Origin of the sequence: Streptomyces aurantiacus (assembly GCF_027107535.1) — a bacterium.
GTDB lineage: Bacteria > Actinomycetota > Actinomycetes > Streptomycetales > Streptomycetaceae > Streptomyces.
The window spans coordinates 3,055,644-3,076,985 of the sequence record NZ_CP114283.1; the positions used below are offsets into that span (position 1 = coordinate 3,055,644).

A 21,342-nucleotide genomic window follows, 5' to 3' on the forward strand; every position below is an offset into this window, starting at 1 on the left:
CGGCACCTGCGCGGCATGTCGGGGGCGTGAGGAGTGAGGGGCGTACGAGCCGGTCGTACGCCCCTTTGTGCTGTTCACGGCCTGCTCGTGCCGGTCACACGAGCAGGTCGCCCTCGATCACGGTGACCGCACGGCCGGAGAGGAACGTGCGCTCGCCCCTGAGCTCCGTGCGGACCCGTCCGGAGCGGGACGAGGCCTGGAGGCCGGTGAGTTCGGCCCGGCCGAGGCGCTCGGACCAGAACGGGGCGAGGGCCGTGTGGGCGCTGCCGGTGACCGGGTCCTCGTCGATGCCGATGTTCGGGAAGAAGCAGCGGGAGACGAAGTCGTAGCCCCTGGAGGGATCTTCGGCGCGGGCCGTCGCGATGATGCCTCGTTCCGAGTGGCGGCCGAGGGCCACGAGGTCGGGGGCCAGGCCCAGGACCGTCTTCTCGTCGGCGAGTTCGACGAGCAGGTCGCCGATGTCCGGGCCGGTGTCGTGCGTGGTGAGCGGCTCGGCGCCCAGGGCCTCGGCGACGCCCGGCGGGTTCGCGACGGCGGTGAGCGGGGCGGTCGGGAAGTCCATCGTGATGGAGCCGTCGTCGAGCGCGGTCGCGACGAGCACACCGCTCCTGGTCGCGAACCGTACGGGGCCCCGCGCCGCCCCCGTGGTGGCCAGCACGTGAGCGGTGGCGAGTGTCGCGTGGCCGCACATCGCGACCTCGGCGGCGGGGGTGAACCAGCGAAGTGCCCAGTCGGCGTCACCGCCCTCCGGGAGGGGGTGGGCGAAGGCCGTCTCGGCGTGGTTGACCTCCAGTGCCACGTTCTGCAGCCAGGTGTCGTCCGGGAAGGACGTCGAGGCGTCGAGGAGGAGGACCCCGGCCGGGTTGCCGGCGAAGGGGCGGTCGGTGAAGGCGTCGACGATACGAATCCGCATGCGCACGACGTTATGCGCGGATCGGAGGCGTCGGCCAAGGCCAATTCGCGACCGGTGGACCGGTGCTGGGTCCTGCCGGTGATCGCGGGCGGTGGACAGGCGGCGGGATCGGGGCGCGGCGCTCCTGACCTGGGCGGCAAGGGGAGGCTGCGTTCATTTGTCGGCAGAACCTTGTCGCGCGACCTATTCCGATATATCGTTGACGCATCGCGACAGATCAACGATGGAATGGAGTGATGGCGATGCGTTCCCATGGAGAGGAATACGGACCGGGCTTCGGCCCCGGTCACGGTCGTGGGCACGGCCACGGCGGGCCCGGTCGGGGCGGCTTCGAAGGGCGGCGTGCGGCCTTCGGTCCCTTCGGGCCCGGCTTCGGCGGTCCCGGATTCGGTCCGGGCCCCTGGGGCGGGCGCGGAGGCCGGGGCGGACCGCGCGGCAGGGCGCGGCGCGGCGACGTACGCGCATCGATCCTGGCGCTGCTCAAGGACCGGCCCATGCATGGTTACGAGATGATCCAGGAGATCGCCGAGCGCAGCGGAGGGGCGTGGAAGCCGAGCCCCGGCTCGGTGTACCCCACCCTTCAGCTGCTGGAGGACGAGGGCCTGATCAGCAATGCGACCGAGGGCGGCAAAAAGCTGTTCTCGCTGACCGAGGAGGGTCGCGTCGCCGCCGACGAGGGAGCGGAAGCGCCCTGGGAGGACGCGGGGCGCGGGGTCGACTGGGAGGCGCTGAGCGACATCCGGCAGGCCGGCTTCGGCCTGATGGAGGCGTTCGGGCAGGTCTGGAAGACCGGCAGCAAGGAGCAGCGCGAGAAGGCGCTGGCCGTCATCAACGACTCGCGCAAGAAGCTGTACCTGATCCTCGCCGACGAGGACTGATGGCCCGGTTCACCCGGCCGAACAGGCCGCGTCCAGGGGTGCCTCGGCTTCGAGGTACCCCTGACGTGTGTGCCGGAGGGGGGTGTGGTGGAGGCCTCTAGGCAACCAGCCCGCCCAGTTTGCGCAGGGACTCGTTGAGGGCCGCCGTCGCCGAGTCCTTCAGCTTGCCCGCCATCAGCGAGACGGCGGCGCCCGTGAACTCGCCGTCGATACGGACCGTGGTGGCCTCGCCCTCGGGGGCCAGCGTGTAGCGGGTCGCGACGATCACGGACATCGGCCCCTTGCCGCGGATCGCGAACGTCCGGGCCGTCTCCAGCTCCTCGATGGTCCAGTTGACCTCGGCGGGGAAGCCCATGAGCTTCATGTTCTCCTCGAAGGTGCCGCCCACTTCCAGGACCTGGGGGCCGCCCTTCGGGAAGCTGGTGTGCGTGGAGTTCCACTCCCCGTACGAGGAGAAGTCCGTGAGCTGCGCCCAGACCTTCTCGGGGGGCGCCTCGATCCGTGCTTCCGCGCTGACTTCGGCCATGCGGCCACCCCTTCGTCTCGGGCGCTGCGCCGGGCGCAGCTGCCTACGGTGTCGCGGAACGTAGCCGCAGGGGCCTGAACATTCAATACTGATGAACCGTCAGGAAATGGGGAGGCCGTTGCCGCCGCGAGCGGTGACGCGCGGCGACTCCGCTCAGCCGACGCGCCGTATCACCGCCGCGTCGAACAGGTCCCACGCGCGCGGGAAGGGGCCTTCGTCGTGGCAGTGCCACGCCTCCCAGAACAGGTCGGCGAGCAGTGCGTCCTCAGGGGCGTAGACCCGGTACACGTACTGTCTGCCGTCGACCGACGGCAGGGCCACCAGCCAGCACCTGCTCTCCATGTCCCTGTGGACGAGCGCCCGAGCGACGTGGTTGCGCTGGGGGCGCGGGCCCGAGTGGCGCACGCCCCCGAGGCGGAAGCGGCGCGGTGTCATCCGTAAGGAGGAGGGAGCGGCTACCGGCGCACACCCTGCGCCGGACGCGAAAATGCTTCCTCACGAGGATGACCGGACGCCGGGCAGCTGATGAGGTGGGGGATGTGCAACACCGTACCCCCCATCAGCAGGCCACCGAGCGAGGCTCGGTCGGCGTGGACGCGGACGCCCGGATCGGCGCGGCGCTGGCAGCCGTGGTCGCCGGAGCGCGCAGACGGGCGCTGCGGGACGGGGACCGGCAGATCGACACGGCTCATCTGCTGCACACGCTCCTGGAGTCGGACCCCGAAGTGCGCGAGCTCTTCGGAGGCGGCCCGCAGATCGCCCGCCTGCTCGGCTACCTCGTGCAGCGCAGCATCGGGTACGGCCTCCGCTGGCAGGGCTCCGTCGAGGACTCGGGAGCCGTGCCGACGGTGACCGGCGACGGGTGGTCGCCGGTGGCGGCCGCGGTCATGACGGCCGCGTACGAGCGCGCCACGCGGCGGGGTGACCTGCTCGCGGAAGGAGTCGACCTGCTCGCCGCGCTCATCACCGAACCTGAGTCGCGGGCCGTGGAGGTGCTGGGGCGCGCGGGGGTCGACGTGCGGGAACTGCTGGCGCGCCTGGACGGTGCGGCCGGTCGGGGCGTCGAGGCCTGAGGTTCTCCGGCCCGAGAACTCCGAACCGGCCCACGTGCTCGCCGGGGCGCGCCCCGGGCACCGGCGCTCAGAGCCGGGTGGGGCCGGTCCCGATGCGCCCGTACGGCATGCCCGCTTGGAACACCCAGTCCTGGAACGCCCACTCCGGTGCTTCGACGTGCCGGGAGCCGGCCCGTCCAGTCGATGAGACAGGTGTCAATGGGGGTGACGCTCATGTCGTCGCCTGTCATCATGTGCCGGTGCATACGTCAGAGAGCAGTCAGGGCAACCGCGGCAGGGGCGTCGGGCTGGGGCTCGCGCTCGGGTCCGCGGTGGCGTTCGGTGGATCCGGTGTCGCCGCCAAGCCGTTGATCGAGGCGGGCCTCGACCCCCTGCATGTGGTGTGGCTGCGCGTCGCGGGCGCCGCGCTGGTCATGCTGCCGTTGGCCGTGCGCCACCGGCGGCTGGTGCGCGAACACCCCGCGCTGCTCGCCGGATTCGGCCTGCTGGCCGTCGCCGGCGTCCAGGCCTTCTACTTCGCCTCGATCTCCCGGATACCCGTCGGGGTCGCGCTGCTCGTCGAGTACCTCGCGCCGGCGCTGGTCCTCGGCTGGGTGCGGTTCGTGCAACGCCGGCCCGTCACCCGTGCCGCCGCCCTCGGGGTGGTCCTCGCCGTCGGCGGTCTCGCCTGCGTCGTGGAAGTGTGGGCGGGGCTGAGCTTCGATGTCCTCGGACTGCTGCTCGCACTCGGCGCCGCATGCTGCCAGGTCGGCTACTTCGTCCTGTCCGACCAGGGCAGCGACGCGGGCGAGGAGGCGCCGGCCCCGCTCGGCGTCATCGCGTACGGACTGCTCGTCGGTGCGCTGGTCCTGACGGTCGTCGCGCGGCCGTGGGGCATGGACTGGTCGGTCCTCGCGGGCCGTGCGGACATGGACGGAACGGCCGTCGCGGCCTCGTTGCTGCTGGGCTGGATCGTGCTGATCGCGACCGTCGTCGCCTACGTGACCGGCGTCCTGTCGGTGCGCAGGCTCTCGCCCCAGGTGGCGGGAGTCGTGGCGTGCCTGGAGGCGGTCGTCGCGACCGTGCTCGCCTGGGTCCTGCTCGGCGAGCACCTCTCGGCGCCCCAGATCATCGGCGGCGCGGTCGTGCTGTGCGGCGCCTTCATCGCGCAGACCTCCACGCAGGCCAAGACCTCGCAGACACCGGCGGAGGCTTCGCGGACACCGCAGGAACCGGGGGCGGGGAAGGGCTCGCAGGAACCCGGGGCGCGTGCCGCGGGGGACACCGAAAGGGAGTTGTCGGGACGGGGAACCGCGCTCTAGGGTGCTGATCATGCATTCGAACGCTCTCGTTCTTCCGCCTCCGGCCGCCTGAGCGGGCCGTCCGGAACCCTCGCCCGGCCACCGGCCGGGCGCGCCGGTGCTGCCCGCGGACGAAGTCCGAGGACCCTCCGTGCCGAAGCGACAGCCGTGCTCTCGGCGACGTCGCGTTCACATCGACTGCCATCTCCGTGGCTACCGCCGTGCTCGTGGTGATCGCCGTGTTCGTGCCGCCTGCCGCGCGTGACGTCCGCCCGTTTCGCGGCGGCGCACGCCGCCGACGTGGCTGACGTGCTGTCCGTACGGCGCGGGACGTGGTCCTTTCCCGAACTTCTGCGGATCTGCGGAGAGAACACGTGTCGAATGCCGTCTCCGGCCTGCCCCTCGGGCGAGGCCTCCTCTACCTGACCGTCGCGGGCGCCGCCTGGGGCACCGCGGGCGCGGTCGCCGCGCTCGTCTACCGCTCGAGCGACATGGGTCCCGTCGCTTTGTCCTTCTGGCGCTGCGCGGGCGGCCTGGCCCTGCTGCTCGCCGTCCGGTCGCTGCGACGCCGGGCATGCCCTCGCGTACGGCCCCGGCTGCGTACGCGCCTGCTGCGGACCGGCGCCACGGGCGTCGGGCTGGCGGTCTTCCAGACCGCGTACTTCGCCGCCGTCGAGGCCACCGGACTGGCGGTGGCCACCGTCGTCACCCTCGGCGCCGGGCCTGTGCTCATCGCGCTCGGAGCGCGGCTGACCATGGGAGAGCGGCTCGGACGGGCCGGATACGCCGCCGTCGCCGGGGCCCTCGCCGGGCTCGCGGTGCTGGTGCTCGGCGGCGGGGGCGCGACGGTCCGGCCGTGGGGGATCGCGCTCGCGGTCGTCTCCGCCGTCGGCTACTCCGTCATGACGTTGCTGACCCGCTGGTGGGGGCGTGGCGGTGGGGTCGACGCGTCGGCCGGCACCGTGGGGGCGTTCGCCGTCACGACCTTGTGCCTGCTGCCGTTCGCCCTCGTCGAGGGACTGGTACCGCACACCGCCGAACCTGTCAGGGTCGTCGCGCTGCTGGCGTTCGTCGCGGCTGTCCCGACCGCCCTCGCCTACGCCCTGTACTTCGCCGGCGCGGCCGTCGTCCGCTCGGCCACCGTCTCCGTGATCATGCTCCTCGAACCCGTGAGCGCGGCGGTGCTCGCCGTCGGGCTGCTCGGCGAGCGGATCACCGCGCCGACCGTCGCGGGCACGCTGCTGATGCTCGGATCGGTCGCGGGGCTCGCGGTCGCCGAAGCGCGGGGCACGGGGACCGCCGGGACAGTGCCCGAGCAGGCACCGGCGCCGCTCCGTCCGCGTCTCCACGATGCCCGCGGGTCGCAGGACCCCGGACTCGGCGAGCGCGTATGACCAGCCGCGCGGGCCCACCCCTGTAGGGCCCGCGCGGCACGGTCATTCACGGGGAGACCCGGTGTCAGGCCCGGCGCCGCCTCAGCAGATGCGCTCGCGCCGCCGCGTCCCCGGGACCGTCCCTCTCGGACAGTTCGTCCGCGACACGGTTCTGGATTTCCTCCGACCGGTGGCTGGCGTACTTGAACTTCGCCCGTACGTCGGTCACTTCGAGCCGCAGGCCGCGAATCCCGGACAGCAGCCGGCCGTACGGGTCCTCCCCGACGGCCACGCCGGCCGAGCCGCCCTCCGGCTGGAAGTGGCCGACCTGGCGGTTGAGGAGCTCGGCCTTCTCCGCGGGGTCGTCCACCACGTGGGCGGTGCAGCGGAGCTGGACGGCGGCGTAGAAGCTCGTCGGGGTGCCGTGGTCCGACGGGGCGTCGGGCGGAGCCTGCCAGGGGCCCGGCACGAACACGTAGTCGTCGACCACGCTCAGCGTCACGAGCGGATCGGCCCGGAGCGCGGGCCACAGCGGGCTCGGGCGGGCCAGGTGGGCGAGGACCTCACCGCGCTCGGCGTCGTGGACGAAGTGGACGGGCTGGACGTGCGGCGGCTCACCGGGCAGGCCGTTCACCGCGAGCTGGCCGAAGTCGTGGACGGCCAGCCACTGCTGCCACTCGGCGTCGTCGAGGGACGCGTCCCAGGGATGAATGAGCATCAGAGCGTCGTCAGGTAGTCGGGCACCTCGATGCCGGGCGCCAGGTCGTCGGCCGCCACGGGAGCTCCGTAGCTCGTGCGGACCGGGAGGACGCCGGTCCAGTGGCGCAGCCCGAGGTCCTCGGGTTCGTCGTTCGGCCCGCCGGTGCGCAGCTTGGCGGAGACCTCGGCGAGGTCCAGGCGCAGTACGGCGGTGGCGGCCAGCTCCTTGGCGTTGGCGGGCCGGGAGTCGTACGAGCGGCCGGGCACCACGTGGTCGACCAGCGCGTCCAACGCCTCCCGCTTCTCGTCCGGGTCCGTCACCTGGTGCGCCACGCCGTGCACCACCACCGAGCGGTAGTTGATCGAGTGGTGGAACGCCGAGCGGGCCAGCACCAGCCCGTCGACGTGCGTGACCGTGAGGCAGACCGGCAGCCCCGGGTCGGCCTGTCCCGCCATCCGCAGCGGACGCGAACCCGTCGAGCCGTGCACGTAGAGCCGCTCGCCGACCCGTCCGTACAGCGTGGGAAGCACGACCGGCGCCCCGTCCCGGACGAAGCCGAGATGGCCCACGTACCCCTCGTCGAGTATCGAGTGCACCATCTCGTGGTCGTACGCGGCGCGGTCCCGGGAGCGGGTGGGGACGGTGCGGTCGGTCGGGGTGTAGGTGGCGGGGTGCGGGGCGGCCGTCTCCGTCATGGTGCTCTCCAGGTCAGCGTCGTCATCTGTTCTCGCAGGTGCGCGGTGGGCTCGGGCGCGCCGTGCTCGCCTTGCGCCCCGTATTGCACTAGTGCATACTCTGCTTTGTGCTAGGAGAGTATCGGATCGAAGGAAGACGCGCAGTCGAGATTGCGGCCAGTGTCGAGCGAGCGGTGGGGTCGGGGGAGCTGGAGCCCGGTCAAGTGCTGCCGCCCATGCGGGAGTTGGCGGACCGGCTGGGTGTGAATCCCAACACCGTCGCGGCCGCCTACCGCACGCTGCGGGAGCGGGGGGTCATCGAGACCGCGGGCCGGCGCGGCAGCCGTGTGCGCCCCAAGCCGGTGACGACCGCTCGTGAGCTGGCCCGTCCGGACGTACCGCCCGGGGCGCGCAACCTGTCCGACGGCAACCCGGACCCTGCCCTGCTGCCCTCGCTCGCCAAGGCGTTGGCGGCCGCCGCGGAACTCTCCGACCGCAGGCCCGTGCTGTACGGAGAGGCGGGCGTGGACCCGGAGCTGGCGCGGGCGGCCCGCGCCGACATGGACGCGGACGGGGTCCCGGAGGGGCCGGTCGTCGTCACCTCGGGATCGCTCGACGCCATCGAGCGGGTGCTGAGCGCCCACCTCAGGCCCGGGGACGCGGTCGCGGTCGAGGATCCGGGCTGGCACAGCGTGCTCGACCTGGTCCCGGCCCTCGGGCTGCGGGCCGTGCCGGTCGGCGTCGACGACGAAGGGCCGCTGACCGACGACGTACGAGCCGTCCTGGCGGGCGGTGCGCGGGCCCTGATCGTCACCGACCGGGCGCAGAACCCGACGGGCGCAGCGGTGAGCGCCACGCGCGCGCGTGCCCTCCGTGCCGTCCTCGAGGAGTACCCGGAGACCCTGCTCATCGAGGACGACCACGGGCACCGCATCGTCGACCTGCCGCTGCATCCGCTGGCCGGGGTGACCCGGCACTGGGTGCTGCTGCGCTCGGTCGCCAAGGCGTACGGGCCCGACCTGCGGCTGGCCGTGGTCACCGGCGACACCGAGACCCTGGACCGGGTCCAGGGGCGGCAGCGGCTGGGGCCGGGCTGGGTGAGCCGACTGCTGCAGAGGGCCGTCGTGCACCTGTGGGAGGGCGGCGAGGTGGACAGCCGGGCCGTGGCCGTGGCCTACGGGCGGCGCCGGGACGCGCTGATCGGCGCGCTCGCGGAGCGTGGGATCGAGGCGCGCGGGCGCAGTGGCATGAACGTGTGGGTGCCCGTACCGGACGAGACCGGTGCCGTCGCGCGGCTGTTGCACTCCGGCTGGGCCGTGGCGCCTGGGGCCCGCTTCCGGACGGGCGCGCCGCCCGGGCTGCGGATCACCGTGTCGACACTCGGAGTGGACGAGGCCGGGTCGATGGCGGACGCGATCGCCGCCGCGGTGGGGCCCGCGCCCGCACGGCGGTACGTCTGACCGGCGCCCGCCTCCGCCCCCGACCTGCGGCCCTCGACCTCTGGCCGTCGGCTTGGGGCGTCCGGCGGCGAGGGTCCGGCACGGAGCCGGGCGAGGTCCCGGACCTACGGCGAGGTCCTGGGCCCGGACTGGGTGAGTGCCGCGCCCGCCAGCACGATGACGGCACCCACCGGCGTCGACCAGGTCAGTGATTCGCCGAGGATCGCGACACCGGCGGCGGTGGCGATGACCGGGATGAAGTACGTGACCATCTGGGCCGTGGTCGGGCCGATCTCGGCGACCAGGCCGTACTGGATGAGGACCGCCAGGCCCGTGCCGAGGGCGCCCAGCGCGATCACCGCGAGCAGCGGTACGAGCGCGAACCGGGTCGGCACTTCGGTGAACAGCGGTGTCACGACGGCCAGTTGGACCGTCGCGATCAGCAACTGGGCTCCTGTCAACGACAGGTTGGACTCACGGGAGCCGGCCAGCGTGCGGCGGACGTAGATCCAGCCGATCGGGTAACTGAGCGAGGCCAGCAACGCCATCGTGGTGCCGGCGGCGTCCAGGCCCTGGAAACCCTGCCAGGCGCCGAGCACCGTCAGCACGCCGACGAACCCGATGCCGAGGCCCGCCACGCGGCGGCGGGTGGGCCGGTCCTCGGAGAGGGCGACCATCGACAGGGCCATGCCCCACAGGGGCGAGGTCGCGTTGCAGATCCCCGCCAGCGTGGACGGGATCGTGAGTTCGGAGTACGCGAACAGGGAGAACGGCAGCGCGTTGAGGAGCAGGGCCGCGACCGCCAGATGTCCCCAGGTGCGTGCACCGCGCGGCAGGCGCTCGCGCTTCCAGGCCATCGCGGCGGCGAGCACCATCGTCCCGAACAGCAACCGGCCGAGCGTCACCTGGAACGGCGCGTACCCATCCGTACCCACCTTGATCAGAAGGAAGCTGAAACCCCAGACGAGGGAGAGCGCGCCGAACCGCAGGCGCCAGTCGAGGGCCGGGCGGAGGTGGAACGCGGTGTCCCGGGACGACACCGCAGGGGCGTCGGGGGAGGTGGGAAGGGGGGTCCGGGGCTCGGTCGGGGCGCTCATGCGTTTCACGATGACGGAGACGATCTCGTAGAACAAGCGAGATTTCTCGGACGGTATCTCGTAGTCTTGCTTACATGTTGAATCTGGAGCGCCTGCGCACGCTCGACGCCCTCGCCCGGCACGGCTCGGTGAGCGGCGCGGCCGACGGGTTGCACGTGACGACCTCCGCGGTCTCCCAGCAGATGTCCAAGCTGGAGCGGGAGGTCGGGCAGCAACTGCTCGCGAAGAACGGGCGGGGGGTGAGGCTCACCGACGCCGGGCGGCTGCTCGCCGACCACGCCGCGCGCATCCTGTCCCAGGTCGAGCTCGCCCAGTCCGACCTGGAGGCACAGCGCGGGCAGGTGGTGGGTGAGCTGCGGATGTCCGCGTTCCCGACGGCGGCGCGCGGGCTGTTCCCCGCCGCGCTGGCCGCGCTGCGGTCCGAGCATCCCGGACTGCGGGTGCGCTCCCGCGAGCTGGAGCCGGAGGGCGGGGTCGCCGGGGTACTGCGCGGCGACATCGACCTGGCCGTCGTGCTCGACTGGTACAACAAGCCGTTGCCCATGCCCGAAGGGCTGGTCAAGGCCTCTCTCCTCGACGACCCCACCGATGTGGCGATGCCCGCGGGGCACCCCCTCGCCGACCGTTCCGAGGTGGACCTCGAGGACCTGGCCGACGACGAGTGGATCGCCTGGGAGGAGGGCGAGTTCTGCCACGAGTGGCTGCTCTTCACCCTGCGCGGCAAGGGGATCGAGCCGGTGATCGCGCACCGCGCGGAGGAGCATCACACGCAGCTCGCGCTGGTCGCGGCGGGGCTCGGGGTGTGCGTCGCGCCCCGGCTCGGGCGCGGCCCGGTGCCGGCGGGCGTACGGACGGTCCCGGTGCGGCACCGGGTCACCAGGCACGTCTACGCGGTGTGGCGGGCGGACGCCGACCGCCGCCCGTCGATCCGGGCGGTCGCGGACGCGCTGCGGAAGGCGGGCTCGGCGGTCGGGTGAGCCGGCCCGCCGCCACCGGTGAGTGGCACGCGCGCACACCCGGCGACGCGGCGCGCCGCAGATCGCGGGCCGGGGATGCGGGCCGGGGCGCGGGGAGAGCGGGCGACGCCAGTGCCGCCCGCGCCCCTCCCGTCACGGCGAGGCGAGCTTGCGGAAGTCCCATGAGGCCGTCGCCTCCGGCGTCAGCCGCATCCAGGCGTGTCTGCCGTCGTGCGGCATCTCGTCCAGGCCGAAGTTCTTACGGGCGAACAACCGCTCCACGGCGTCGAGTTCGGGGAACGGCTCGCCGGTGCGCGGCACCTCGCCGACGAACTCCACCGAGCCCGACAGCTCGACGCCCCGCAGCTCGTCGTACTCCTCACCCGTGTCGACGACGACGGCCACCCGGGGATCGCGTCGCAGGTCGGCCCATCGCTTGCTCCGGGTGATCGAGTACAGCCAGAGCGACTTGCCGTCCCAGGCGAACCACAGCGTGCTGACGTGCGGAGCGCCGTCGGCGGTGACGGTCGCGACGCGACAGGTGCGCTGGGCGGTGAGGAACTCGTCCAGCTCCTCGGGAGTCATCATGATCCTTCGGCCCCGGCGCTGAGTGGCGGCCATACGGTTCCCTCTTCCCCGACATCATGTCTGACGCTTCGTCAGGAAAGCATGGTCCGTCTTCCGTCCGTACGCAATGGTGGCTACGCTCGCCCGCCACCGCCGGTCGGGCGGCGCGGTTCCGGCCGACCCGAAGACCGCTTGCGACAGGGGAGCCCATGCCGTCGTACGAAGAACTCCGCGAACTCCTCGATCCCGCGACCACGGCCCTGCTGACCGTCGAGTGCCAGCAGGGTGTCGTCGGCCCGGACAGCGCGCTGCCGGAACTCGCCGAGGCGGCCCGCGCCTCGGGCGCGCTGACCCGCGTCGCCCGCCTCGTGGACGCGGCCCACGAGAGCGGCGTACAGGTGGTGCACGCGATCGCCGAGCGCCGTCCCGACGGCCGCGGCGCTAACCACAACGCCCGGCTGTTCCGCGCGGCCGGACGTCTGCCGGTCCAGCAGCTGAGGGGCACCACCGCGGTCCGGGTCGCGCCACCGGTCGAGGTGGCCGAGGAGGACCTCGTCGTACGCCGCCTGCACGGCCTGTCGCCCCTCGCAGGTACCGACCTCGACGCACTGCTGCGCAACCTGGGCTGTCGCACCCTCGTCGTGACCGGGGTCTCCGCCAACGTGGCCGTGCCCAACACGGTGTTCGACGCCGTGAACCGCGGCTACACCGCCGTGGTCCCCGGGGACGCCATCGCGGGCGTGCCGGCGGACTACACCCCCGTGATGATCCGCAACACGCTCGCCCTGGTGGCCACCATCACCACCACGGACGAGGTGCTGGCCTGCCTCGAGCAGACCCGCCCGGTCAGGCGAGCGTGATCGAGTCCCCGGACACGGTGATCTTGGCCGCGGTCAGCCCGCTGGTCGCGGGGCCCTTCTCGACGCTGCCGTCCGTGACGCTGAACTGGCTGCCGTGGGCGGGGCAGGTGATGAGGCCGTTGTCCACACTGTTCACGCGCTGCTTCTGGTGCGGGCACACCGTCGAGAAGGCCTTGAACTCCCCGGCCGTCGGCTGGGTGACGACCACCGACTGATCGGCGAACACCTTGCCGCCGCCCTCCGGGATGTCGCTGGTCTTGGCGAGCGCCGCACCCCCCGCGGATCCGGTGGATCCGGACGAGCCGGTGGATCCGGACGAGCCGGTCGACGTGTCGGAGGAGCCCGACGAACTGTCGTCGGAGCCTCCGCAGGCGGTCAGCGTGGCGGCGATACCGGCCCCGCCCAGCGCCGCCAGGAGGGTGCGACGACAGACTGCGGGAGCAGGCTGAAGCGATTCGCTGGACATAGTGGCGGTCCCTTCCACAGATGTGCAGATGTTCAGATGCGCGTGTGTGCGGATGTGCCTTGATCCGACTAGAGGTACGGGAAGGTCATCCACATGGTTCAGACGGTCCGGTGATCGAGCGACTTCTTGATGAAATCGAGATCGAGCCGGAGCAGGGTGTCTATCACGCCTTCCTGTGCGACCAGGTGCGTCTCCCCTGCCAGCGGGAGCACGGTGTGCGGTCGGCCCGCCGCGAGCAGCGCCGCCGAGAACCGCAGCATGTGTGCGGGCGCCACGTTGTCGTCGGCCATACCGTGGACGAGCATCAGGGGGCGCGTGAGCTTGTGGGCGTGCGCCACCAGGGAGCAGCGTTCGTAGTGGTCCGGCTGTACGTCCGGATGCCCCAGGAACCGTTCTTTCCAGTGCGTGTCGTACAGCCGCAGATCGGTCGGCGCCGCGCCCGCGACGGCCGCGTGGAACACGTCGGGCCGGTGCAGTACGGCCCCCGCCGCGAGATAGCCGCCGAAGGACCAGCCGCGGATGGCCACACGGCCGGTGTCCAGCTCCGGGAAGAGCTCCGCGGCGGCGCGTACGGCGTCCGCCTGGTCCTCGATCACCGGCATCAGCTGGTCGCCGTGGATGGCGGTCTCCCAGGCCCGGTCACGCCCCGGGGTGCCGCGCCCGTCGACCGCCAGCACCGCGAACCCCTGGTCGGCGAACCACTGGTTCACGGGGTGGTGCCACATGGCCGCCTTCACGACCTTCTGCGCGCCCGGCCCGGAGTACGAGTGCACGATGACGGGGAGCCGGCGCGCACCCGGTTCGTACGACTCCGGCAGGTACAGCGCCGCGCGCAGCTCCCGCTCGCCGAGCGTCAGGAAGCGGGGGCGCGGCCGGGTCACGGGCCGCTCGGCCAGCACCTGGATCCGTCCGGCCGGGACGCCGTCCCGCAGCACCGTGACCGTTCGGCCGTCGGGCGTGAGACTGTCCAGCACGACGGTGCCGCCCCCGACGGCGGCGTGGTGCACGCCCGGCTCGTCGGTCAGGCGCGCGAAGCCGCTGCCCGGGTCGTACGACCAGACGTGCGCCTCGGTCGGTTCCTCGGCGGCCATGAAGTAGAGCCGGCCGCCCGCCGTGCCGAGCAGCTCGTGGACGTACATGCCCTCCGGTGTGCGCACCCCGGTCGCGGTCATCAGCAGCCCGCGGGTGCCCTCCTGCGTGGTGAGGACGAGACCGGTGGCGGTGGTGGAGGCGGGTGTTCCGGGGACGAACTCCAGCCAGGCGGCGTCCTTGAGATGGTGCAGTGTCGTGGTCGCGCCGGTCGCCGGATCGACGCGCAGCAGGTACGCCGAGCGCTGGTCCCGGGTCTGTACGACGGTGAGGGGGGCGGCCTCGCTCCAGCCCGCGTGCACGACGTACTCGAAGGCCGGGTCCGTCCACTCCCCGTCCGGATGCGACTCGGCCTTCTCGGGGAGCGCCACGTCGACACGGCCCCCGTCGAGGCCCACGACATGCAGGGAGAGCCGCGCGTTGGCCGTGCCCGCGGCCGGATACCTGACCGCGCGCGGAGGACGCTCGGGATGCGCCGGATCGCTGATGTACCACTGCTGGACGGGCGTGTTGTCGACCCGCACCACCAGCAGCGCGCTCCCGTCCGGCGACCACCAGAACGACCGCGTACGTTCCAGGGACTCGGACGACACGTGGTCCGAGAGCCCGTACGTGATCTCCGGGCCCTCCGGCTCGGCCAGCGCGCGGTCACCGGTGCCGTCGGCGCGTACGACCCACAGGGCACCCTCGCTCACGTACGCGATGTGCGTGCCGTCGGGGCTGGGGCGCGGGGCGACGACCGGGCCCCGCGTGGGGATCGGGCGCGGGACGCCCTCGTCCGTGCGCACGGTCCACAGGGCGCCCGCGAGAGCGAACGCAACCAGACGGACGGCCGTGTCCGTGGCGTACGAGACGATTCCGCCGCTCGTCTCGCGGGCCCGCTCGCGGCGGATCCGCTCGGCCTCGGGGACCTCGCCGTCGGCGCCCAGCGCGAGCGGGTCGGCGAGCAGCCGCTCCCCGCCGTTCTCGTGCAGCCACAGCAGGCCCGTCGTGGAGCGGCCGCTCGCGGTGCGCACGAAGAGCACGCGCTCGCCGTCGGGCGAGACGGTGAAGCCGCGCGGCACACCCAGGGAGAAACGCTTCGTGCGGGCGAACTGCAGGGGCAGGTCCTCTGCGGTCACGGATGGTCCCTTCGTGCGGACGGACGCAGAACGTCGCGTGGGCGGACGGGGAACGCCCCAGTAACCTGGGGCGATGCTCAAGGAAGTCAGTGCGACCCGCTACATCACGCCCATGCGTGAGGGCGGATCGCTGCCCGGACTCGTCGAGGCCGATGATCTGGAAACGTACGTCATGAAGTTCACCGGCGCGGGACAGGGCCGCAAGACCCTCGTCGCGGAGGTCGTCTGCGGTGAACTCGCCCGGCGGCTGGGCCTGCGCGTGCCGGGACTGGTCGCGATCGGACTCGATCCGGTCATCGGACTGGGCGAACCGGACCAGGAGGTGCAGGAGTTGCTCAAGTCGAGCGGCGGACTGAACCTCGGGATGGACTTCCTCTCCCGGGCGATCGGCTTCGACGCCCTCGCCCACCGGGTGAGCCGGGAGGAGGCCGGGAAGGTCGTCTGGTTCGACGCGCTCGTCAACAACGTCGACCGGTCGTGGCGCAACCCCAACATGCTGGTCCGTGACGGAGATCTGTGGCTCATCGACCACGGCGCCACCATGATCTGGCACCACAACTGGCCGGGCGCACAGGCCTCCGCTGCCAGGCACTACGACGCCTCCGAGCACGCACTCGCCCCCTTCGACCCCGACATCGCGGCTGCCGCAAGGGAGTTGGGGTCGCGGGTCACGCCGGAACTGCTCGCCGAGGTGACCGCCGCGATCCCCGACGCATGGCTCAGGGACGAGCCCGGGTTCGAGTCGGCCGACGCGCTCCGGCAGGCGTACGCGGAGCCGCTCCTCGCCCGCGCCGCCACCGTTCACGAGCGCATCCGCACCGGCCGGGAGGGCACGAAGTGAGCGAGCGCGACGACCGCGTCGTCTACGAGTACGCGCTGCTGCGCGTCGTACCGCGCGTCGAACGAGGGGAGTACTTCAACGCGGGCGTGCTCGTCTACTGCCGCGCGAAGTCCTTCGTGGCCGCCCACACCCACCTCGACGAGACCAAACTGCGCGCCCTCGACCCGAAGGCGGACGTGGCGGGAGTACAGGCCGCCCTGCGGGCCGTAGAGGGCGTCTGCGCCGGGGGCGAGGCGGCGGGACAGGCCGCGGGCGACGACCCCGGGCGGCGCTTTCGCTGGCTGATCGCGCCCCGCTCCACAGTCGTGCAGCCGGGGCCCGTCCACACCGGTCTCACGGCCGATCCCGCGGCCGAGGCGCGGCGGCTGCTCGACCTGCTGGTCAGGTAATGGATCACATGGGCGCGGTCGGCCGTTGACACTGGGTGCCAAGGCTTCTAGCGTCACGTCTGCTGAAGGTACTAAGCGGTCGCTCACCAGAGGGGCGTACCGTGAGAGCCGCAGGCTTCGGCCTGTCAGAGGGCTTCCCAAGGGCGAGGAGAACCAGCAATGTCCACCACTGAGCAGCGCGTCGCCGTAGTCACCGGTGCCGCGCGCGGCATCGGCGCCGCGACCGCCGTACGACTGGCCGCCGAGGGCCGCGCCGTCGCGGTGATCGACCTCGACGAGGCCGCGTGCAAGGACACCGTCGAGAAGATCACCGCCGCCGGCGGCAAGGCGATCGCGGTGGGCTGCGACGTCTCCGACGAGGCGCAGGTCGAGGCCGCCGTGATCCGTGTCGCCGCCGAGCTCGGGGCGCCGACGATCCTGGTGAACAACGCGGGCGTGCTCCGCGACAACCTGCTGTTCAAGATGAGCGCGTCCGACTGGGACACGGTCCTGAACGTGCACCTGCGCGGTTCCTTCCTGATGACGCGGGCCGTGCAGAAGTACATGGTGGACGCCAAGTTCGGCCGGGTCGTCAACCTCTCCTCGTCCTCGGCGCTCGGCAACCGCGGCCAGGTCAACTACTCCGCCGCCAAGGCCGGACTGCAGGGCTTCACCAAGACGCTCGCGTTCGAGCTCGGCAAGTTCGGCGTCACCGCGAACGCCGTCGCGCCCGGCTTCATCGTGACCGACATGACGGCCGCCACCGCCGAGCGGGTCGGCATGGGCTTCGAGGAGTTCCAGGCCGCGGCCGCCACCCAGATCCCCGTCCAGCGCGTCGGCAACCCGGACGACATCGCCAACGCGATCGCCTTCTTCACGGGCGACGACGCCGGATTCGTCTCCGGCCAGGTGCTGTACGTGGCCGGCGGACCGCTCAACTAGGACTGGGGACAGCGACATGACCACTGTGGAACTCTCGGGCAAGGTCGCCCTCGTCACCGGCGCCAGCCGAGGCATCGGCTACGGCGTCGCCGAGGCGCTGCTCGCCCGCGGCGACCGGGTGTGCATCACCGGCCGCAACGAGGACGCCCTCAAGGAGGCCGTCGAGAAGCTCGGCGCCGACCGCGTCATCGGTGTCGCGGGCAAGGCCCACGACGTCGCCCACCAGGCCCACGCCGTCGAGCGCACCATGGAGGCGTTCGGCCGCGTCGACTTCCTGGTCAACAACGCCGGTACGAACCCGGTGTTCGGGCCGATCGCCGACCTCGACCTCGACGTGGCCCGCAAGGTGTTCGAGACCAACGTCGTCTCCGCGCTCGGGTTCGCCCAGCAGACGTGGAAGGCGTGGCAGAGCGCGAACGGCGGCGCGATCGTCAACATCGCCTCCCTCGCGGGCGTCTCGGCCTCCCCGTTCATCGGGGCGTACGGCATCAGCAAGGCCGCCATGATCAACCTGACCCTGCAGCTGGCGCACGAGTTCGCGCCCCAGGTGCGGGTCAACGCGATCGCTCCCGCCGTGGTCAAGACCAAGTTCGCGCAGGCGCTGTACGAGGGCCGGGAGGCGGAGGCCGCCGCGGCCTACCCGCTCGGCAGGCTCGGTGTGCCGTCGGACATCGGCGGCACCGCCGCGTTCCTCACCTCGGAGCAGTCCGACTGGATCACCGGGCAGACCCTCGTGGTCGACGGCGGCATCCTCCTCAACGCCGGCGTGTCCTGAACCGGCCGCTCCGGCGAGGAGTTCGGTGATTTCTCCGCGGCGTCTCACGGAGTGCGGCGACTGGGAAAATTCATACAGTTGACGGATTTGTTCCGCACACTTTCCAAACAAGTGCCGCAGAGCCGAAAAAAATCGCACAAATGATGTTCGTGCACGTCAGGTGCCCCGCCATCGGATCCGGTTGACCGGGCGGGGCACTGCGATATGGTCCTGCCCACCTTGGCAGGGCACATCGAGGAGCGTGCGCGTGTTCAACCGGAATCGGTCTCTACGGCACTTGTCGGCGATCGCGTCCATATCCCTGGTGACGGGATGTGGGGTGTTCTCCTCGGACGCGTCCGAGGACGAGGGTCCGATCGTCGTGGGCACGACCAGCGCGCCCAGCACCCTGGACCCCGCCGCGTCCTGGGACGGCTCCTGGGAGCTGTTCCGCAACATCTACCAGACGCTCCTCAGCTACCCCGCCGGGGCGGCCGCGCCCGAGCCGGACGCCGCCCAGAGCTGCCGCTTCACCGACGACTCCAACCGCGTGTACAGCTGCACGCTGCGGGAGGGTCTCTCCTTCTCCGACGGGCACGGACTCGACGCCAAGGCCGTGAAGCACTCCATCGACCGCATCCGGAAGATCGCCGTGGACGGCGGCCCCGCGGGGCTGCTCGGCAGCCTGGAGCGGGTCGACACGAAGGGCGACCGCGAGGTCGTCTTCCGCCTCAACAAGCCCGACGCCACCTTCCCGTTCGTGCTCGCGACGCCGGCCATGTCGATCGTCGACCCCGAGGAGTACCCGGCCGACGCCCTGCGCGAGGACGGCAAGGTCACCGGATCGGGACCGTACGGCCTGGACGGCTACGAAGAGGGGCAGGAGGCCCGGCTCGTCCGCAACGACAACTACAAGGGCTTCGCCGACCGGAAGAACGGCGCCACCACCATCCGGTACTTCCAGGACTCGGGCGAGATGGTCGCCGCGCTGGAGGACGGGCAGATCGACGTGACCCTCCGCGGACTCGCCGCCAAGGACGTCGTCGACCTCCAGGACCGGCGGGCCAAGGACGAGATCCAGCTGCTGGAGGGGGCGGGCACCGAGATCAGTTACCTGGTGTTCAACCCGAAGGACCCGTGGGCCAAGAAGGCCGCTGTCCGCAAGGCCGTCGCGCAGGTCATCGACCGTCCGGCCATCGCCCACAACATCTACAAGGACACCGTCGAGCCGCTGTACTCCATGGTCCCGCGCGGGCTGGCCGGTCACACCACCGGCTTCTTCGACGACTACGGCAAACCCAGCACCGCCAAGGCCCGGCAGATGCTCCTGGAGGCCGGGATCGCCGAACGCGTCCCGCTCACCCTCTGGTACACGACCGACCGGTACGGCTCGACGACCAAGCCGGAGTTCGAGGAGCTCAGACGCCAGCTCAACGCGTCCGGCCTGTTCAGCGTCACCGTCAAGGGCCGCCCCTGGAAGACGTACGAGGCGGGCTACCGCAAGGGCGAGTACCCGGTGTTCGGCCGCGGCTGGTTCCCCGACTTCCCGGACGCGGAGAACTTCATCGCGCCGTTCGTGGGCGAGCAGAACGCGCTCGGTACGCCGTACAAGTCCCCCGAGATCACGGACGTGCTGCTGCCCGAGTCGCGCCGTCAGAGCGACCGCGGGGCCGTCGTCGCGCAGTTCAGGAGGGCCCAGGACATCCTCGTGGACGACGCGCGGCTGCTGCCGCTGTGGCAGGGCAAGCAGTACGTCGCCGCCAGCGAGGAGATCTCCGGCGTCGAGCGCTCCATCGACCCGTCGACGATCATGATGATGTGGGAGCTGGACCGCAAGACCAGCTGGTAGCGGCGGAGTCGGCCGGAGCCCGGCCGGTTGTCAGTGGGCGGCGGTAGGTTCTGGTGCACCGGAAACGACCGCACATCTAAGGAAGTTCACGTGACCGACACCGCCATGCTGCCCGAGTCCTGGCGCGGCGTCCTGGGCGAAGAGCTGCAGAAGCCCTACTTCAAGGAGCTCACCGAGTTCGTCGAGGAGGAGCGCGACAGGGGCCCTGTCTACCCGCCTCGCGACGAGGTCTTCGCCGCGCTCGCCGCGACGCCGTACGAGCGCGTGAAGGTGCTCGTCCTCGGCCAGGACCCGTACCACGGCGAGGGCCAGGGCCACGGCCTGTGCTTCTCGGTCCGCCCCGGTGTGAAGACCCCGCCTTCCCTGCGCAACATCTACAAGGAGATGAAGGAGGAGCTCGGCCACCCCGTGCCGGACAACGGCTATCTGATGCCGTGGGCCGAGCAGGGTGTCCTGCTGCTCAACGCGGTGCTGACCGTCCGTGCCGGTGAGGCCAACTCGCACAAGGGCAAGGGCTGGGAGAAGTTCACGGACGCGGTGATCCGGGCCGTGACCGACCGGCCCGACCCGGCGGTCTTCGTCCTGTGGGGCAACTACGCGCAGAAGAAGCTCCCGCTCATCGACGAGGAGCGCCACATCGTGGTGAAGGGCGCCCATCCCTCGCCGCTGTCCGCGAAGAAGTTCTTCGGCTCCCGGCCCTTCACCCGGATCGACGAGGCGGTCGCCGAGCAGGGCCACGACCCGATCGACTGGCGGATCCCCGACCTCGGCTGACGTGAGGTGACGTCACCAGGTCCTCACCGGCGCCGGACCTGAGAACCGGCCGGGCGCCTCGTGCGCCGAGCCTGCCGGCCCGGCCCCGTCACCGGGCTGGCCCAGCGGTGCACGGGGCCGCCTGAGCTCGATTGTCAGTGCCTGCCGTTAGCGTCGGGAGAGGTGGCAACGGCAGGCGCGGGTGCGCCGGCCGGCGGACGATCGGGTGGAGGGTGACGCGGTGGCGGAGCGACAGGAACAGGCGGCGGCGGACGCGATGATGACCAGGATCGGACAGGTCGTCATGCTTCTCCACGGCGGCGACCGTGAGGAGGCCCGGAGCCGTTTCCTGGACCTGTGGGCCGAGATCGGCGAGGAGGGCGACCCGCTCCACCGCTGCACGCTCGCGCACTACATGGCCGACGCGCAGGACGATCCCTCGGACGAGCTCGCCTGGGACCTGCGGGCTTTGTCGGCGGCGGACGAGCTCACCGACGCGCGGGTCGCGGAGCATCACCAGTCCCTCGCGGTACGGGCTTTCTACCCGTCCCTGCATCTGAACCTCGCCGCCGACTACGTGAAGCTCGGCCGCTCCGAGGCGGCCCGCAGCCACCTGGGTGTGGCGCGCAGCCGTGTGGACGTCCTCGGCGACGACGCCTACGGCGACGGGATCCGGGCCGGCATCGGCCGCCTGGAGTCGAGACTGGACCGGGCAGGTCCGGCCGAGGCGCCCGAACCCACGCCGAGGCAGGGGAGAGGGCCGGGCGGGGAGACGCTGGGACCGCCACGCCAAAGGCCCTAGCAATCGAAGGCCGGGGTGCGG

The 21,342-nt window shown here is 71.8% G+C and carries 23 protein-coding genes; 14 read left to right on the forward strand and 9 right to left on the reverse strand.

What is annotated here, in order from left to right:
* Positions 1–94 precede the first annotated feature (94 nt).
* Complete coding sequence (locus O1Q96_RS15215; RefSeq protein ID WP_269248668.1) at positions 95–913, reverse strand: PhzF family phenazine biosynthesis protein; 819 nt, start codon at positions 911–913, stop codon at positions 95–97.
* Positions 914–1,155: 242 nt separating this feature from the next.
* Here O1Q96_RS15215 and O1Q96_RS15220 point away from each other — a divergent pair, with 242 nt between their 5' ends.
* On the forward strand, positions 1,156–1,791 hold the full coding sequence (locus O1Q96_RS15220; protein ID WP_269248669.1) for a PadR family transcriptional regulator: 636 nt from the start codon (positions 1,156–1,158) through the stop codon (positions 1,789–1,791).
* A gap of 97 nt (positions 1,792–1,888) precedes the next feature.
* On the opposite strand, the gene O1Q96_RS15225 is transcribed toward O1Q96_RS15220, so the two are convergent.
* Together O1Q96_RS15225 and O1Q96_RS15230 are read right to left on the reverse strand one after the other, a co-directional pair.
* The gene (locus O1Q96_RS15225; protein WP_269248670.1) at positions 1,889–2,317 is read right to left on the reverse strand and encodes a type II toxin-antitoxin system Rv0910 family toxin; all 429 of its coding nucleotides are present in this window, start codon (positions 2,315–2,317) and stop codon (positions 1,889–1,891) included.
* A gap of 153 nt (positions 2,318–2,470) precedes the next feature.
* Positions 2,471–2,659 (reverse strand): hypothetical protein, encoded by a 189-nt coding sequence (locus O1Q96_RS15230; protein ID WP_217459888.1) that lies wholly within the window; start codon positions 2,657–2,659, stop codon positions 2,471–2,473.
* Between the two features lie 197 nt (positions 2,660–2,856).
* On the opposite strand from O1Q96_RS15230, the gene O1Q96_RS15235 reads away from it, so the two are divergent.
* The 3 genes from O1Q96_RS15235 to O1Q96_RS15245 all read left to right on the forward strand — a co-directional run bounded on the left by O1Q96_RS15235 (position 2,857) and on the right by O1Q96_RS15245 (position 6,064).
* Positions 2,857–3,390 (forward strand): Clp protease N-terminal domain-containing protein, encoded by a 534-nt coding sequence (locus O1Q96_RS15235; protein WP_269248671.1) that lies wholly within the window; start codon positions 2,857–2,859, stop codon positions 3,388–3,390.
* Positions 3,391–3,623: 233 nt separating this feature from the next.
* Positions 3,624–4,691, forward strand: coding sequence for an EamA family transporter (locus O1Q96_RS15240; RefSeq protein ID WP_269248672.1), 1,068 nt, complete (start codon positions 3,624–3,626; stop codon positions 4,689–4,691).
* Positions 4,692–5,044: 353 nt separating this feature from the next.
* Complete coding sequence (locus tag O1Q96_RS15245) at positions 5,045–6,064, forward strand: DMT family transporter (RefSeq protein WP_269248673.1); 1,020 nt, start codon at positions 5,045–5,047, stop codon at positions 6,062–6,064.
* Positions 6,065–6,128: 64 nt separating this feature from the next.
* Here the strand turns inward: O1Q96_RS15245 and O1Q96_RS15250 are convergent, their stop codons facing one another.
* Complete coding sequence (locus O1Q96_RS15250; RefSeq protein ID WP_269248674.1) at positions 6,129–6,761, reverse strand: FMN-binding negative transcriptional regulator; 633 nt, start codon at positions 6,759–6,761, stop codon at positions 6,129–6,131.
* Positions 6,761–7,438, reverse strand: a complete 678-nt coding sequence (locus O1Q96_RS15255) for a pyridoxamine 5'-phosphate oxidase family protein (RefSeq protein WP_269248675.1) — start codon at positions 7,436–7,438, stop codon at positions 6,761–6,763. Before O1Q96_RS15255 ends, O1Q96_RS15250 begins: the two co-directional genes overlap by 1 nt.
* Before the next feature lie 107 nt (positions 7,439–7,545).
* Between O1Q96_RS15255 and O1Q96_RS15260 the strand changes: the two genes are divergently transcribed.
* Positions 7,546–8,877 (forward strand): aminotransferase class I/II-fold pyridoxal phosphate-dependent enzyme, encoded by a 1,332-nt coding sequence (locus O1Q96_RS15260; protein WP_269248676.1) that lies wholly within the window; start codon positions 7,546–7,548, stop codon positions 8,875–8,877.
* 104 nt (positions 8,878–8,981) lie between these two features.
* Here the strand turns inward: O1Q96_RS15260 and O1Q96_RS15265 are convergent, their stop codons facing one another.
* The gene (locus O1Q96_RS15265; RefSeq protein ID WP_419586895.1) at positions 8,982–9,953 is read right to left on the reverse strand and encodes a DMT family transporter; all 972 of its coding nucleotides are present in this window, start codon (positions 9,951–9,953) and stop codon (positions 8,982–8,984) included.
* A 74-nt stretch (positions 9,954–10,027) separates the two neighbouring features.
* Between O1Q96_RS15265 and O1Q96_RS15270 the strand changes: the two genes are divergently transcribed.
* Positions 10,028–10,930, forward strand: coding sequence for a LysR family transcriptional regulator (locus O1Q96_RS15270; RefSeq protein WP_269248678.1), 903 nt, complete (start codon positions 10,028–10,030; stop codon positions 10,928–10,930).
* 132 nt (positions 10,931–11,062) lie between these two features.
* Here O1Q96_RS15270 and O1Q96_RS15275 read toward each other — a convergent pair whose 3' ends face one another.
* Entirely contained in the window at positions 11,063–11,530 is a 468-nt protein-coding gene (locus tag O1Q96_RS15275; protein ID WP_269248679.1) for a pyridoxamine 5'-phosphate oxidase family protein, read from the reverse strand.
* A 155-nt stretch (positions 11,531–11,685) separates the two neighbouring features.
* On the opposite strand from O1Q96_RS15275, the gene O1Q96_RS15280 reads away from it, so the two are divergent.
* On the forward strand, positions 11,686–12,336 hold the full coding sequence (locus O1Q96_RS15280; protein WP_269248680.1) for a cysteine hydrolase family protein: 651 nt from the start codon (positions 11,686–11,688) through the stop codon (positions 12,334–12,336).
* Here O1Q96_RS15280 and O1Q96_RS15285 read toward each other — a convergent pair.
* A complete protein-coding gene (locus tag O1Q96_RS15285) occupies positions 12,323–12,802 on the reverse strand; it encodes a Rieske (2Fe-2S) protein (protein ID WP_269248681.1) in 480 nt (159 codons plus the stop codon). The genes O1Q96_RS15280 and O1Q96_RS15285 overlap by 14 nt on opposite strands.
* Before the next feature lie 98 nt (positions 12,803–12,900).
* The gene (locus tag O1Q96_RS15290; protein ID WP_269248682.1) at positions 12,901–15,012 is read right to left on the reverse strand and encodes a S9 family peptidase; all 2,112 of its coding nucleotides are present in this window, start codon (positions 15,010–15,012) and stop codon (positions 12,901–12,903) included.
* A gap of 73 nt (positions 15,013–15,085) precedes the next feature.
* On the opposite strand from O1Q96_RS15290, the gene O1Q96_RS15295 reads away from it, so the two are divergent.
* The 7 genes from O1Q96_RS15295 to O1Q96_RS15325 all read left to right on the forward strand — a co-directional run bounded on the left by O1Q96_RS15295 (position 15,086) and on the right by O1Q96_RS15325 (position 21,321).
* A complete protein-coding gene (locus tag O1Q96_RS15295; protein ID WP_269248683.1) occupies positions 15,086–15,853 on the forward strand; it encodes a HipA family kinase in 768 nt (255 codons plus the stop codon).
* The gene (locus tag O1Q96_RS15300) at positions 15,850–16,242 is read left to right on the forward strand and encodes a DUF3037 domain-containing protein (protein ID WP_269248684.1); all 393 of its coding nucleotides are present in this window, start codon (positions 15,850–15,852) and stop codon (positions 16,240–16,242) included. Before O1Q96_RS15295 ends, O1Q96_RS15300 begins: the two co-directional genes overlap by 4 nt.
* A gap of 159 nt (positions 16,243–16,401) precedes the next feature.
* Complete coding sequence (gene fabG, locus O1Q96_RS15305) at positions 16,402–17,163, forward strand: 3-oxoacyl-ACP reductase FabG (protein ID WP_269248685.1); 762 nt, start codon at positions 16,402–16,404, stop codon at positions 17,161–17,163.
* 16 nt (positions 17,164–17,179) lie between these two features.
* Entirely contained in the window at positions 17,180–17,938 is a 759-nt protein-coding gene (locus tag O1Q96_RS15310) for an SDR family oxidoreductase (protein WP_269248686.1), read from the forward strand.
* Positions 17,939–18,185: 247 nt separating this feature from the next.
* On the forward strand, positions 18,186–19,766 hold the full coding sequence (locus tag O1Q96_RS15315; protein ID WP_269248687.1) for an ABC transporter substrate-binding protein: 1,581 nt from the start codon (positions 18,186–18,188) through the stop codon (positions 19,764–19,766).
* A gap of 90 nt (positions 19,767–19,856) precedes the next feature.
* On the forward strand, positions 19,857–20,540 hold the full coding sequence (gene ung, locus O1Q96_RS15320; protein ID WP_269248688.1) for a uracil-DNA glycosylase: 684 nt from the start codon (positions 19,857–19,859) through the stop codon (positions 20,538–20,540).
* 220 nt (positions 20,541–20,760) lie between these two features.
* Complete coding sequence (locus O1Q96_RS15325) at positions 20,761–21,321, forward strand: hypothetical protein (RefSeq protein ID WP_269248689.1); 561 nt, start codon at positions 20,761–20,763, stop codon at positions 21,319–21,321.
* Positions 21,322–21,342 lie beyond the last annotated feature (21 nt).

Coding starts and splice junctions, on each gene's coding strand:
- O1Q96_RS15215 (WP_269248668.1), bottom strand. CDS start 913: ATGCGGATTCGTATCGTCGACGCCTTCACCGACCGCCCCTTCGCCGGC.
- O1Q96_RS15220 (WP_269248669.1), top strand. CDS start 1,156: ATGCGTTCCCATGGAGAGGAATACGGACCGGGCTTCGGCCCCGGTCAC.
- O1Q96_RS15225 (WP_269248670.1), bottom strand. CDS start 2,317: ATGGCCGAAGTCAGCGCGGAAGCACGGATCGAGGCGCCCCCCGAGAAG.
- O1Q96_RS15230 (WP_217459888.1), bottom strand. CDS start 2,659: ATGGAGAGCAGGTGCTGGCTGGTGGCCCTGCCGTCGGTCGACGGCAGA.
- O1Q96_RS15250 (WP_269248674.1), bottom strand. CDS start 6,761: ATGCTCATTCATCCCTGGGACGCGTCCCTCGACGACGCCGAGTGGCAG.
- O1Q96_RS15255 (WP_269248675.1), bottom strand. CDS start 7,438: ATGACGGAGACGGCCGCCCCGCACCCCGCCACCTACACCCCGACCGAC.
- O1Q96_RS15265 (WP_419586895.1), bottom strand. CDS start 9,953: ATGAGCGCCCCGACCGAGCCCCGGACCCCCCTTCCCACCTCCCCCGAC.
- O1Q96_RS15270 (WP_269248678.1), top strand. CDS start 10,028: ATGTTGAATCTGGAGCGCCTGCGCACGCTCGACGCCCTCGCCCGGCAC.
- O1Q96_RS15275 (WP_269248679.1), bottom strand. CDS start 11,530: ATGGCCGCCACTCAGCGCCGGGGCCGAAGGATCATGATGACTCCCGAG.
- O1Q96_RS15280 (WP_269248680.1), top strand. CDS start 11,686: ATGCCGTCGTACGAAGAACTCCGCGAACTCCTCGATCCCGCGACCACG.
- O1Q96_RS15285 (WP_269248681.1), bottom strand. CDS start 12,802: ATGTCCAGCGAATCGCTTCAGCCTGCTCCCGCAGTCTGTCGTCGCACC.
- O1Q96_RS15295 (WP_269248683.1), top strand. CDS start 15,086: ATGCTCAAGGAAGTCAGTGCGACCCGCTACATCACGCCCATGCGTGAG.
- fabG (WP_269248685.1), top strand. CDS start 16,402: ATGTCCACCACTGAGCAGCGCGTCGCCGTAGTCACCGGTGCCGCGCGC.
- O1Q96_RS15310 (WP_269248686.1), top strand. CDS start 17,180: ATGACCACTGTGGAACTCTCGGGCAAGGTCGCCCTCGTCACCGGCGCC.